Genomic DNA, 13355 nt, shown 5'->3' with positions numbered 1-13355 from the left:
GCCTGGCCAACGGACCAGCGGCAGGCGCCCCGGGCGCCAGCTCCGCGTCCCGGCGCGCGCCGCGCCGCGACCGCTCCGAGCGGCGAGGCGACCGCCGCGCCCCACGCTCGGCGCCGGGGCCGGCGCCGCCTCGCGCCCGGCAACCGGCCCCGCCGCGGCACGGAGGCGCCCGGCGGCGGCGAGGACCTGCGACAGCCGCTGCCCGGGCGCGGCCTGCTGCACCTACAGCTTCGAGACCACCTCGACCATGCGCTCGGCGGCCTCGGTCGGGTTCTGGGCCACCTCGACCCCCGCGGCCGCGAGGGCTTCCATCTTGGCGCGCGCGGTGCCGTGCGAGCCGGAGACGATGGCGCCGGCGTGCCCCATCTTGCGCCCTTCGGGCGCGGTGACCCCGGCGATGTAGGCGACGACGGGCTTCGTCATCTGCTCGGCGATGAACCTCGCGGCGCGCTCTTCCTCCGAGCCGCCGATCTCCCCGATCAAGAGCACGGCCCTCGTCTCCTCGTCCGCCTCGAAGGCAGCCAGCACGTCGATGAAGCCGGTCCCGGGCACGGGATCGCCGCCGATGCCGACCCCCGTCGTCTGGCCGACCCCGTGCTGCGTGAGGTCGTAGAGTGCCTGGTAGAACACGGTGCCCGAGCGGCTGACGAGGCCGACGGGCCCGCCGCCGAGGGCGATGTCGCTCGGTGTGATGCCGATGTTCGCCTGCCCGGGGCTGATCACGCCGGGGCAGTTCGGCCCGAGGAGCCGGGTCCCCGGGTACCGACGCCGCAGCGTCGCGAAGACGAGCGCCTCGTCCTTGGCGGGGATGAACTCGGTGATGCACACGACGAAGGGGATCCCGGCCTCGGCGGCCTCGAGGATCGCGCCGGGGGCGCCGGCCGGCGGCACGGCGATGAAGGAGGCGTTCGCCCCGGTCTCGGCCACCGCCTCGCGCACCGTCGCGTAGACGGGGATGCCCTCGATGACCTCGCCGCCCCGGCGCGGGTTCGTGCCGGCGACGACGGCCGTGCCGTAGGCGCGGTTGCGCAGCGCGTGGTAGAGGCCCTGGCTCGTCGGGCTCACGCCCTGGACGACGACGCGCGTCTCCCGGTCGACGAAGATGCTCACCGCGCCGCCCTCGCGAGCTCGCCGGCGGTGCGCGCCGCCTCGACCATCGTGGCGCAGGTGCGCAGGCGGCCCGAGGCGTGCCGGGCGAGGATCGCCCGGCCCTCCTCGGCGTTCGTCCCGTCGAGGCGCACGACGATCGGGGCAGCGATGTCGACTCGCCCGAGCGCCTGGACGATCCCGTTCGCCACCTCCTCGCCCCGGGTGATCCCGCCGAAGATGTTGATGAGGATGGAGCGCACCTTCGGGTCGCTGCTGATGACCTCGAGCGCCGTCGCCATCTGCTCCGCGCTCGCCCCGCCGCCGATGTCCAGGAAGTTGGCGGGCTCTGCCCCGACCTGCTCGACGACGTCGCACGTGCTCATCGCGAGCCCGGCGCCGTTGGCGATGATCCCGACGTAGCCGTCCAGCCCGACGTACTGCAGCCCCTTCTCCCTCGCGAGCCGGTCGCGCGCGTCGAGCTCGTCGAAGCTCGCGAACTCCGCCCACTCGGGGTGGCGGAACGCCGCGGCGTCGTCGAGGGTCACCTTGGCGTCGAGCGCGTGGACCCGGCCGTCGGGGGTGAAGATGAGCGGGTTGATCTCGACGAGGTCGCAGTCGCCCTCGACGTAGCAGCGGTAGGCGTCGACGAGGACGCGAGCGACGCCTCGGCGGGCCCCGAGGTCGATCCCGGCCTCCTCGGCGAGCGCCTCGGCCTCCTCGGCCGACAGGCCGTCGAGCGGGTCGACGAGGCGGCGGGCGATGGCGCCCGGGTCGCTCGCCGCCACCTCCTCGATGTCGACGCCGCCGCGCGCCGAGCACAGGACGAGGTGGCTCCTCGCGGCGCGATCGAGCGTGCAGCTCACGTAGTACTCGGCGGCGATCTCCGAGGCCCGCTCGAGCCAGAGCCGGCGGACGCGATGTCCCCGGATGTCGAGGCCGAGGATCGCCGCCGCGTTGGCGCGGACCTCGGCTTCGTCGGCTGCCAGTCGGACCCCGCCCGCCTTGCCGCGTCCGCCGACGAGGACCTGCGCCTTCACGACGACCGGGTACCCGAGGCGGCCGGCGACCGAGACCGCCTCGTCGACCGTGTCCGCGATGTCGCCCTCGGAGACCGGGATGCCGTAGCGGGCGAAGTACCGCTTGCCCTGGTACTCGAACAGGTCCACGAGCGCCTCCTCGCGACGAACAGCGGCCCGCGACCCATCTCGAGCGGCGGCTCCGGCCTCGGGGTGCGGGCCAATACTACGCAGCGGCGGATTCGGCTCCCAATCCGCCGCCGGGCTCAGGCGCCCAGACGGCTCGGCTCGACGCCGAGCGCGTCGCAGGTTGCCGCCACGAGCTCCTCGTCGTCGACCGGGCGCTCGAGCGCCTCCTGCGCGAGCGCGTCGGCGCACGCCGGCTCGAAGCGCGCGCAGCGCGGCGAAGCCGACGGGGTGGAACGAGGTGCCGCCCGGCCCGGGCTCGCGCCGCGACGCCCAGGCAGCGCCGGCGGATCGCCTGCACGTCGACGCCGTGCTCCTCGGCGAGGAAGCCGGCTGCCGCCGAGCTCGCCGATGAGGGCCAGTGTGCACGGACATCGCGACGACGTCGATCAGAGCCGTTGAACGCTGCTGCCGAGCAGGCTCCCCCAGCTTTCGCCACGCCGTCGCGCCGCCTCACGATCGCCGTTCTGCGGTCGCGACGCCGAGCGGCACCTCGCGAGCGTGCCCCGTCGTCGCGCCGGCGGGTCGGGCGCCGGGCGCCCGGCCCGGTCACGCGCCCACGGCGAGTGCCTCGGCCGCCTCCCGAGCCCCCGGCTACCATCCCGAGGTGCGCGCCGGACCGCTCGCCCTCGACGCGCCCCGGAGCGCGCGGCCTGCCCGCCCGGGCGGGGGGCGCGCCGCGCGCGCGGCGGTGCTCGGTGCGGTCGGCCTGCTCGGCGCAGCGCTCGCCCTCGCGCACCTCGGCGCCCACAACGCCCTCTACGGGGTGCTCGAGTACGACGACGGGGTCAACTTCGGCGCCTCGCTGCGCCTCACGAGCGGCCTCCTCCCCTACCGGGACTTCGTCTTCCTCCAGCCGCCCGGCATCGCCCTCCTGCTCAGCCCCTTCGCCGGCCTCGCCCACCTCGTCGGGACCCGTGAGGCGCTCGCGTGGGCGCGCGTCGCGACGGCGCTCGTCGGGGGGCTGAACGCCTTCCTCGCCGCCTTCCTCGTGCGCCACCGTGGCCTCGTCGCCGCGGCGACCGCCGGCACGGTGCTCGCCGTCCTCCCCACCGCCTACTTCGCGCTGCGCACCGTCATGCTCGAGCCCTACTGCGCACTGTTCTGCCTGCTCGGTGCCAACCTCGCCTTCTCGTCGGGCGCGCCGGCCTCGCCGCGGCGCCTCGCGGCGGGCGGCCTCGCCTTCGGCGTCGCGGTCGCGGTGAAGCTCTTCGCGCTGGCGCCGATCGCGCTGGCCTGCCTCGTCCTCGCCACCCGAGGGCCCCGGCGCCTCCTCCCCTTCGCCGCCGGCACCCTCGCCGGGGCGGGCGCCCTCGTGCTCCCCTTCGCGCTCCTCGCCCCCCACGCCTTCGCCCACGACGTCGTCACGTCCCAGCTCCTGCGCCACGCGACGCGCCGGCGCTCGCCCGTGCGCGACCGGCTCTGGGGGCTGACCGGACTCCGGGGGCTGTCGAGCGCCTTCTCCCCGAACTCGACGTCGCTCCTGCCCGACGTCGTCGGCGCGGCGGAGCTCGCGGCGCTCGGCGCCGGCAGCCTGGCGCCCGCCCTCGCCCGACGCGCCGACGCGGCGGAGTGCTTCGCCCTCGCCAGCGGCCTCGCCGTGGTCGGCGCGATCTTCGTCCCCCCCGAGTACTACGCCCACTACGTCTACTTCGCCTGGGCCTTCCTCGCCCCCGCCGCCGGCTGCGCCGCGGCGCGCGCCGTCCGCCTCGCCGGCGCGCTCGCCCGCTCGCGCCGGGCGCGCCGCGCCGGCGCGGCCGCTGGCGCCGTCGCCGCCGCCGCGCTGCTCGCGGGCGTCGGCCTCGTCGCCGCGGCGACCGCCGGCTTCGTCGCCGCGGCGACGGCTCGCACCGGCGACCCCGGGCCGCTCCTCATGGACGCGATCCCCCCCGGCGCGTGCGTCCTCACGGACGCGGCCATCCTCACGATCACCGCCGACCGCTTCCTCGCCGCCCGCCCGGGCTGCCCCGCCGTCGTCGACTCGACCGGCGACTGGCTCGCCCTCGACCCGAGGCACCCCCCGCAGAGCGGCGGGGTGCCCGCCGCGGCCCTCGTCGGCCAGTGGCGGTCCTGGCTCGAGCGCGCCGACTACGTCCTGCTCGAGTCGCCCGCGAGCTTCCGGGTGCCCTGGACCCCGGCGCTTCGCGCCGAGCTGCGCGCCCGCTTCGAGCCCGTGCCCGCCCCCCTCGCCCTCTACGCCCGGCGCAGCCCGCTCAGGCCCGCTCGAGGGGGGTGAGGGCGAGGAGGAAGCGCCGCTCGCCGCGCCCGGGGAAGGCGATCGTCGCCTCGGCGCGCTCTCCCTCGCCGCGGGTCGCGACGACCCGGCCCTCGCCCCAGCGGGCGTGCACGACCCGGTCGCCCGGCACGAGCCCGAGCGCCTCGGCGCCGGTCGTGCCGGCGCGCTCGGCCGGCGCGGGCCGCGGGGCCGGGGCGGGGGCGCCCACCTCGGTGCGCAGCTCGGCGGGGATCTCCCGCAGGAAGCGGCTGACGAGGCTGTCGCGGGTCTGGCCGAAGAGGGTGCGCTGGTAGGTGTGGGTGAGGTAGAGGCGCTGGCGGGCGCGGGTGATCCCCACGTAGCACAGCCGCCGCTCCTCCTCGAGGTCGTCGGGGTCCTCGAGCGCCCGGCCGTGGGGGAAGACGCCCTCCTCCATGCCGGTGAGGAAGACGGTGCCGAACTCGAGGCCCTTGGCCGCGTGCAGGGTCATGAGGGCGACCCGTCCCCCCGAGTCGTCGAGCTCGTCGGCCGCCGCGACGAGGGAGGTCGCGGCGAGGAAGGACTCGAGGTCCTCGAAGCCGGCCGCGACGCCGGCGAGCTCGGCGAGGTTCTCGAGGCGCCCCGCTGCCTCGTGCCCGGCGGGCCCCTCCGCCTCCGCCTCGAGGGCCGCGAGGTAGCCGCTGCGCTCGAGGGCCGTCGCGAGCACCTTGTCGGGGCGCTCGGGCGCGAGCTCGGCGAGCAGGCGGCGCAGGGCGAGGAAGGCCTCGACGCCGGCCGCCGCCCGGCCGGTCACCTTCGCCGCGCCGTGGCGCTCGAGCGCGGCGGCGAAGGAGAGGCCCTCGCTCGCCGCGAGCTCCTCGAGGCGCCGCAGCGTCGTCGCGCCGATGCCTCGCGGCGGCACGTTCACCACCCGGCGCAGGGCGACCTCGTCGTCGGGGTTCGCCGCCAGCCGGCAGAACGCGAGCGCGTCGCGCACCTCCCGGCGGTCGTAGAAGCGGGTGCCCCCGACCACCTTGTAGGGGATGCCGCGGTCCGCCAGCGCCTGCTCGATCGCCCGGCTCTGGGCGTTCGTCCGGTAGAAGACGGCGATGTCGCCGAGGCGCGAGCCGGCGCGGGCGAGCGCGGCGATCTCGCCCGCCACGAAGGTCGCCTCGTCGCGCTCGTCGCCGGCGCGGTAGCAGGCGACGGGCTCGCCGCGCCCGAGGGCGCTCCACAGGCGCTTGTCCTCGCGCGCCACGTTGTTGCCGATCACGGCGTTCGCCGCGTCGAGGATCGTCGTCGTCGACCGGTAGTTCTGGTCCAGGACGATGGTGCGCGCCTCGGGGAAGGCGCGCTCGAAGTCGAGGAGGTTGCGCACCTCGGCCCCGCGAAAGCCGTAGATCGACTGGTCCGGGTCGCCGACGACGCAGACGTTGCGGTGGCGCGCCCCGAGGAGGGCCACGAGCTCGCCCTGGACGTAGCTCGTGTCCTGGTACTCGTCGACGAGGAGGTGGCTGAAGCGCCCCGCGTAGCGCTCGGCGACCTCCTCGTCCCCGGCGAGCAGGCGCAGCGTCACGCCAAGCAGGTCGTCGAAGTCGAAGGCGTTCGCCGCGCGCAGCCGGCGGTCGTAGACGGCGAAGACCTCGGCGACCACCTCCTCGAAGGGCGTCGTGGCGCGCGCCGCGTACGCCGTCGGGTCGAGGAGGGCGGCCTTCGCCCGGCTGATCGCGCCGACCACGGCGCGCGCCGCGTAGCGGCGCGTGTCGAGGCCGAGCGCCTCGAGCACGTGCTCGACGAGGCGGCGCTGGTCGCCCTCGTCGTAGATGGTGAAGCCCGGCCGGTAGCCGAGGCGGGGCGCCTCGCGCCGCAGGATGCGCGCGCACGCCGCGTGGAAGGTGGCGAGCCACATCTCCTCGGCTGCCTCGCCGACGAGGTCGACGACGCGCCGGCGCATCTCGTCGGCGGCCTTGTTCGTGAAGGTGATGGCGAGGATGCGCCACGGCGCGACGCCGTCCGCGACGAGGCGGGCGATGCGCCGGGTGAGCACGCGCGTCTTGCCCGAGCCGGCGCCGGCGAGGACGACGAGCGGGCCGCCGTCGTAGGTCACCGCCTCGAGCTGGGCCGGGTTGAGGCCCTCGAGGAAGGCGGCGCGCCGGGGGCCGGCGGTCTCGGGTACCGGCGTCGCGCTCACTCCCACTCGATCGTGCCCGGCGGCTTCGACGTGACGTCGTAGCACACCCGGTTGACGCCGGGCACCTCGTTCACGATGCGGCTCGAGATGCGCTCGAGCAGCTCGGCGGGAAGCCGGGCCCAGTCCGCCGTCATCGCGTCCTCGCTCTCGACGGCACGCACGACGACCGGGTGCGCGTAGGTGCGCTCGTCGCCCATGACGCCGACCGAGCGCAGGCCGAGGAGGACGGCGAAGGCCTGCCACAGCCGGCCGTCGAGCCCGGCACGGCGCACCTCCTCGAGGACGATCGCGTCGGCGGCGCGCACGGTGGCGACCCGCTCGGGGGTCACCTCGCCGACGACGCGCACCGCGAGCCCGGGCCCGGGGAAGGGCTGGCGCCTCACGAGCTCCTCGGGCAGGCCGAGCTCCTCGCCGATCGCCCGCACCTCGTCCTTGAACAGGTCCCGGAGCGGCTCGACGAGCTCGAGGCCCATCTCCTCGGGCAGGCCCCCGACGTTGTGGTGCGACTTGATCGTCGCCGCGTGGGCCGAGCCGGACTCGATCACGTCCGGGTACAGCGTCCCCTGGGCGAGGTAGGACGCGTCGGGCAGGTCGGCCGCGACCTCCTCGAAGATGCGGACGAACAGCTCGCCGACCGCCTTGCGCTTCGCCTCGGGATCCACGACGCCCGCGAGCGCGGCGAAGAAGCGATCCGCCGCCTTCACGTGGACGAGGTCCAGCCCGAACTGGCGGCGGAAGGTCTCCTCGACCTGCTCGGGCTCGCCGGCTCGCAGCAGCCCGGTGTCCACGAAGACGCAGGTGAGCTGGTCGCCCACCGCCTTGTGGACGAGGGCCGCGGTGACCGCCGAGTCGACGCCGCCCGACAGGGCGCACAGCACCCGGCCGCTGCCCACCTGGGCGCGCACCGCCTCGACGGCGCGCTCGATGACCGAGGTGCGCGTCCAGGTGGGCCGGCACCCGCAGACGTCGCGCACGAAGCGCTCGAGGAGCTCCTGGCCGCGCTCGGTGTGCGCCACCTCGGGGTGGAACTGCACGCCGAACAGCTTGCGCTCGCGGTCCTCGAGGGCGGCGACGGCGACCTCGGCCGTGCGAGCGCTCACGCTGAAGCCGGGCGGCGCCGCGACGATCGAGTCCGCGTGGCTCATCCACACGTCGAGGCGCGCCGGCGCGGCGCCGAGCAGGGGCGAGGAGGCGGTCACCTCGAGGGGGGTGCGCCCGTACTCGCCGCTGCCGGTACGGGCGACCTCCCCGCCGAGCTGACGGGCGATGAGCTGGGCGCCGTAGCAGATGCCGAGCAGCGGTACGCCGAGGCGGTAGACGCCGGGGTCGAGGTCGGGGGCGGACTCGGCGTAGACCGAGCGAGGGCCACCCGAGAGGATGATCCCGGCCGGCCGCCGGCGCGCCAGCTCGGCGGCGCTCAGCGTGTGCGGGACGATCTCCGAGTGCACGCGCGCCTCCCGGACGCGCCGGGCGATCAGCTGCGCGTACTGGGCGCCGAAGTCGACGACGAGGACGGTGTCGAAGCCGCTAGCCACCCGCCGAGGCTACCAGCGAGCCCCGCCGGCGGCGTCCGGGCGCGACGAAGCGGCCGAGGACGCCCGCCAGCACGAGCGCGACGAGCGCCACGAGCGCGAGGAGGAAGCCGACGCCGAGCAGCGCCGGGAAGTAGCGGAGGGTGACCGAGCGCGTGCCCGGCGGCACCTCGACGGCGAGCAGGCCGTCGACGGCCCGCACGGCGAGCGGCCGCCCGCCGGCGCTCGCGTGCCAGCCGGGCACGGCGGTGATGCGGGCGACGAGCGTGCCGCCGCTCGACGCCGGGAGCGCGACCTGGTAGGCCGCGTCGCCGGCGGAGCGGCCGCTCGCCGGGAGGTCGCGCCCGCCCGCCTCGAGGCTGAAGCGGCTGGCGCCGGGCACCGCGTAGAGGCGGAGACGGCCGGCGTGCGTCGGGATCGCCGCGACGAGGCGCGTTCCGGCCGGTGCGGGCCGGTGCGGGCCGGCGAGGACGTAGGCCGCGCCGTAGCGGCGGGCGAGCGCCGCGCTCGTCACCGCCGGGGCGAACAGGTTCGTCCCGCCGGCGTCCTGGCCGGCGTCGGGCACCGGCCAGGCGTCGAAGTACGCCTTCGGGATGAGCGGGTCGTGGACGGCGAGCTCGTCGATGCCGTAGGCGACGTTCATCTCCGGGTACAGGCCCGTGTCCGTCCACTGGCGCACGCCGCACGCCCCGGCGGGGCTCGGGCACGCGACGTTCCCGCCGTCGAGGGCGACGAGGCCGGTGCCCACCCGGCGTGCGAGCGCGGCCACGGCCGGCGTCACCGGGAAGGGGTCGCGGGCGTAGGAGTTGATCCCCACCCCCGCGACGAGGAGGAAGGCCACCTGCGCGCCCCCCGTGAGCGCCGCCAGCGCGGCGCGCACCTGGCGGCCGAGCGCCCGGCGGGGGCCGGCGCGAGCTGCCAGGGCGACGGCCGCAACGACGAGGAGCGACGCGCTCGGCCAGGCGAGCGAGCGCCGGCGCACCGCCGCGTCCGCCGGCGGGAGCGACCCCCCGGACTTCGCCCACAGGGCGGCCACGGCGAGCACGGCGAGGGCGAGGGCGAGGCCCGAGGCGACGCGCAGGCGGCGCTCGCCGGCGCGCGCCCACAGCGCCTCGGCGCCGAGGGCGGCGAGCACGGCGAGGAAGAAGGCGAGGAGGACGAGCATGCGCTGGACGGCGACCGCCCCGAGCCCCACGTCGGCGAGGAGGCGCTGGACGGGGGCGTGGCTGCCGAGCTGGTAGGCGACGAGCGCCGACGCGAGCGCGCCGGCCGCCGCACCGAGGACGGCGGGGCGGCGCCAGGCCGCGAGGAGCGCCACGGCGGCGAGGAAGAGCGCGACGACCCCGACGTACGCGGCGGTCTCGAAGTAGTTGAGCGGCCCGAAGTAGGTGCCCTGCGGGTGCGCCGGGGTGCCGAGCGGGAGGCCGTCGTAGCCCTGGGTGACGACGAGGGCGAGCGCCGAGAGCGGGAGGCCCGCCGAGAGGTGGGCGCCCGAGCGCGTCGACGCCCGGAGCAGCGGCAGGCCGCCGAGCCACAGCGGCGCCGCGAGGGCGAGGCCGGCGAGCGAGCCGGCGAGGGCGCGCCCGATCCCGGCGAGCTCGAGGCGGCCCTGGGCGAGGGCGGCGAGGCCCCCGACGCCGAGGAAGGCCGCGAGGCCGATGGCGATGAGCGGGTAGGCCTCCGGGAAGCCGCCGTAGACGGCGAAGGCGACCGACGCGGCGAGCCCGACGACGTGGCGCAGCCCCGGCCGGCGGTAGGCGAGGAGGAGGAAGGCGGCGAGGAAGCCCGTGAAGGCGAACGGGCCGGTGATCGACCAGCCGAGCCGGCCGCTGAAGAAGCCCGAGAGCATGAAGGTGACCCCGCCGAGCGCGGCCGGCCCGGGGCGGGCGCCGAGCACCCGGCAGCAGACGTAGGCGCCGCAGCCGGCGAGGAAGAGCGTCGCCGCGACCGCCACGAGGAACGAGAGGGACTGCGGGAAGAGGTAGGAGACGAGGGTCGGCAGGGCGAGGGCGGCCGACTCGAAGTTGAGGAGCTGCGGCATCCCGGTCCCCGCGAGCCCGTTCCACAGCGGGAGCTCCCCGCGGTGCACGAGGCGCCAGTCGAGCAGGTGCCAGGGCAGGGACTGCGTGATGATGTCCCCGTTCACGACGTCGTGGTTCGGCGCCGCGTGGGCGAGGCTCGTGAGGAACGAGAGGCCGCGCCCGAGGTCCGCCGGGGCGAAGGCGGCGCCGTCCTTGAAGGCCGGCGCGAGGTAGGCGACGGTGACGAGGAGCAGGCCGCCGATCGCGAGCGCGTCGTCTCGGTGGCGCCACCGCCGCAGCCGCCCGAGCCCCGGGCGCCCCGGCGCCGGCGCCACCGCCGGCGGCGCCACGGGCGCGCTCACCGCCCGGGCGGCCGGCGCAGGACGAGCTCGGCCTTGTGGAGCTCGCGCACGCTCGCGTAGCCGCACAGCGCCATCGCCGCGCGCAGCGCCCCGACGAGGTTCGTCCGCCCGTCCGCGGCCCGCGCCGGCCCGCGCAGCAGCTCGGCGAAGGTGGTCGTCACCGGCTCGCGCCACCACCCGCCGAGGGGGAGGCTGCGGTGAGCGCCCGACGCCCCCCACAGCGCCCCGCCGCCGGGGGCCTCGCGAGCCGCGGCGAAGGGCGCGCCGAGCATCACGGCGTCCGCGCCGCAGGCGATGGCGACGGCCACCTCCGCCCCGGTGCGCAGCCCGCCGGTCGCGATCACCTGGACGTAGACGCCCGTCTCTTCGAGGTGGCGCGTCCTCGCCGCCGCGGCGTCGGCGATCGCGGTGGCGAGCGGGGCGCCGATGCCGAGCACCGGCTCGATCCCGCAGCGCTCGCCGGGCGCGCTCGGCACGCCGACGAGGACGCCCACCGCGCCGGTGCGCATGAGGTGGAGCGCGGCCTGGTAGGAGGCGCAGCCGCCGACGACGACCGGCAGGTCGAGCTCCCGGATGAAGCGCTTCAGGTTGAGGGGCTCGCCTCCCCTCGCCACGTGCTCGGCGGACACGACGGTGCCGGCGATGACGAGGAGGTCGAGCTCCGCCTCGACGAGGGCGGGGCCGAGCTCGGCGACGCAGCGCGGGCTCACGGCCCCGGCGCTCAGGCCGGCGGCCCGCAGCTCGGCGATGCGCGCGACGAGGAGGTCGCGCCGCACCGGCGCGGCGTACAGCTCCCGCAGGCGAGCGACGGCACGCTCGGGGTCGAGGCCGGCGAGGGAGGCCAGCAGCGGCGCCGGGTCCTCGTGGCGCGTCCACAGGCCCTCGAGGTCCAAGACGGCGAGCGCCCCGAGCCGCCCGGCCAGCGCGGCGCTCGCCGGGCTCACGACGGCGTCGAGGGGAGCGACGAGCACGGGCAGCTCGAGGCGGAAGGCGTCGAGCTGCCAGCCGAGGTCGACCTCGTCCGGGTCGCGCGTGCGGCGGGAGGGCACGATGGCGAGGTCCTCGAGGGCGTAGCCGACCCGCGCCGACCTGCCGAGCCCGATGTCCACCTCGCCCACCTGCGCCCCTCCCCGCCGGACGGAGGACCCAGGCTAACGGGCGGCGCCGGCGCCCGCCCGCTCGAGCAGGGGCGACGCCGCCAGCCGGGCGCCTTCCCCCGCCGCCGGGGCGCGGGCGGCGGCGACGGCGGCCGCGCCGGCGAGGACCAGCACGACGGCCTCGGCCACGACGAGCGCCAGCGACCCGGCGGGAGGCTGCCAGGGCGCGTGGAGGAGGAACGCGAAGTCCGGCCCGGCGACGCCGACCGCGTAGCGGCGCAGCGCCTCGAAGAACGCCGCGAGCTGGGCGAGGACGGCGAGGACGGCGAGGACGGCGGTCGCCCGGGCGCACACGACGTCCGCTGCGCCGGCGAGGCGCCGGGCGACGAGCGAGGCCGCGACGACGGGCAGGCCGACGGCGAAGGGCAGGGTGTCGCGCCCCTGCCAGACGTAGCCGACGGCGTGCGCCTGCGAGGAGGAGATCGCGACGGGGACGACGAGCACGGCGAGGACGAACGACGCGAGCACGGCGAGCTGGCGGCGGGTCGCGGCCAGCGCGCCCCCGACGAGCAGCGCGCCCACCATCGCGTACCACAGCACGAAGGTGGCGAGCGGCGGGTGCGTGTCGAACCACCCGAAGATGCCCACCATGTCGGGGACGTAGAAGGCGTTGTGGGCGAAGGAGCGCTCGAGGATCGTGAGCTCGGGGACCCCCGCGGGCACCGAGACGCGCGAGAAGACGTCGGTCGCGTGCTCGCGCACGGTCCAGGCGACCGCCACGATCCCGCAGCACACGATGGCGCCGAGGGCGACGTGCACCCGCGCGTCCGTCAGGAGCGAGCGCAGCGCGCGCCGCTCGGCGAGGGCGACGAGCACGAGCCCCTCGAGCGCGAGCCAGAACGGCGAGATGGCGCGCGCCAGCTCGAAGGCGCACGCCGAGACCGCGAAGGCGGCCACGAGGGCCCTCGGCGGGGCCTCGTGGCGCTCGAGGACGAGGAGGGCGCCGCTCGTCCAGGCGCACAGGGCGGCGGCGATCTCGAAGCTCGACGGGTTGACCACCCCCCCGAGGAACAGGACCATCGGGGTCAGCGCGACGACGAGCGCCGGGACGAGGAGGCGGCTTCGCGAGGAGGCGGCGGCGCACGCGAAGGCCAGGGCGACGAAGGCCGAGGCGAGCGCGGCCGACACGAGGCGCATGAGGTAGAGCTCGAGCCTCCCCTCGCCGAGCAGGCTCGGCAGGCCGACGAGCGCGTAGTACAGCGGCGGGTAGCGGGCCGTGTAGATGAGCACCGGCTCGGGCTTCGCGCTCGGCGCCGGCAGGCTCGCGCAGCTCGCCGGCACCTTCGGGTGGGTGTGGAAGCAGGTCGGCTCGTTGCGGATCTCGGCGTAGAAGGCGGGCACCGTCACCACGGCGAGCGGGTTCGACGCGCCCCCGACGAGCCGGCCGACGAGCTCGCCGCGCACGACCGCCGCCGCCTTCTCGACGTGCACCGGCTCGTCGGGCGCGCCGAACAGCGGCGTGGCGAGGCTCCAGAGCGCCATCGCGGCGAAGCACAGGGCGAAGGCGACGGCGAACGCCCGGAGCGGGCGGCTGCGCGCCCCTGCGCGTCGTCGCTCGATCACCGCGCCGTCCCGCCCCCTCCTACCGCCTCGCGCCGGCGTACCGG

Annotated in this window: 8 protein-coding genes; 1 reads left to right on the top strand and 7 read right to left on the bottom strand. The window is 76.8% G+C overall.

Features of this window, described 5'->3' with window-relative positions; translation table 11 throughout:
- Positions 1-222: 222 nt before the first annotated feature.
- On the bottom strand, positions 223-1110 hold the full coding sequence (sucD, locus tag VKV23_02810) for a succinate--CoA ligase subunit alpha (GenBank protein HLI14967.1): 888 nt from the start codon (positions 1108-1110) through the stop codon (positions 223-225).
- Positions 1107-2255: an ADP-forming succinate--CoA ligase subunit beta gene (gene sucC, locus VKV23_02805; protein HLI14966.1), complete on the bottom strand. Its 1149-nt coding sequence runs from the start codon at positions 2253-2255 to the stop codon at positions 1107-1109. Before sucC ends, sucD begins: the two co-directional genes overlap by 4 nt.
- 643 nt (positions 2256-2898) lie before the next feature.
- On the opposite strand from sucC, the gene VKV23_02800 reads away from it, so the two are divergent.
- A complete protein-coding gene (locus VKV23_02800; protein ID HLI14965.1) occupies positions 2899-4527 on the top strand; it encodes a hypothetical protein in 1629 nt (542 codons plus the stop codon).
- Here the strand turns inward: VKV23_02800 and VKV23_02795 are convergent.
- The 5 genes from VKV23_02795 to VKV23_02775 are packed head-to-tail and all read right to left on the bottom strand — an operon-like array spanning position 4505 to position 13311.
- The gene (locus tag VKV23_02795; protein HLI14964.1) at positions 4505-6676 is read right to left on the bottom strand and encodes a UvrD-helicase domain-containing protein; all 2172 of its coding nucleotides are present in this window, start codon (positions 6674-6676) and stop codon (positions 4505-4507) included. The genes VKV23_02800 and VKV23_02795 overlap by 23 nt on opposite strands.
- Positions 6673-8211, bottom strand: coding sequence for a glutamine-hydrolyzing GMP synthase (gene guaA, locus VKV23_02790; protein HLI14963.1), 1539 nt, complete (start codon positions 8209-8211; stop codon positions 6673-6675). The genes VKV23_02795 and guaA overlap by 4 nt, the downstream gene beginning before the upstream one ends.
- Complete coding sequence (locus VKV23_02785) at positions 8204-10591, bottom strand: hypothetical protein (GenBank protein ID HLI14962.1); 2388 nt, start codon at positions 10589-10591, stop codon at positions 8204-8206. The genes guaA and VKV23_02785 overlap by 8 nt, the downstream gene beginning before the upstream one ends.
- Complete coding sequence (locus tag VKV23_02780; GenBank protein HLI14961.1) at positions 10588-11709, bottom strand: GuaB3 family IMP dehydrogenase-related protein; 1122 nt, start codon at positions 11707-11709, stop codon at positions 10588-10590. The genes VKV23_02785 and VKV23_02780 overlap by 4 nt, the downstream gene beginning before the upstream one ends.
- A 33-nt stretch (positions 11710-11742) precedes the next feature.
- Positions 11743-13311: a DUF2142 domain-containing protein gene (locus VKV23_02775; protein ID HLI14960.1), complete on the bottom strand. Its 1569-nt coding sequence runs from the start codon at positions 13309-13311 to the stop codon at positions 11743-11745.
- Positions 13312-13355: the final 44 nt, after the last annotated feature.

The organism is Acidimicrobiales bacterium, from assembly GCA_035294085.1.
GTDB lineage: Bacteria > Actinomycetota > Acidimicrobiia > Acidimicrobiales > Bog-793 > DATGLP01.
This window is presented reverse-complemented; position numbering and strand designations above follow the sequence as displayed.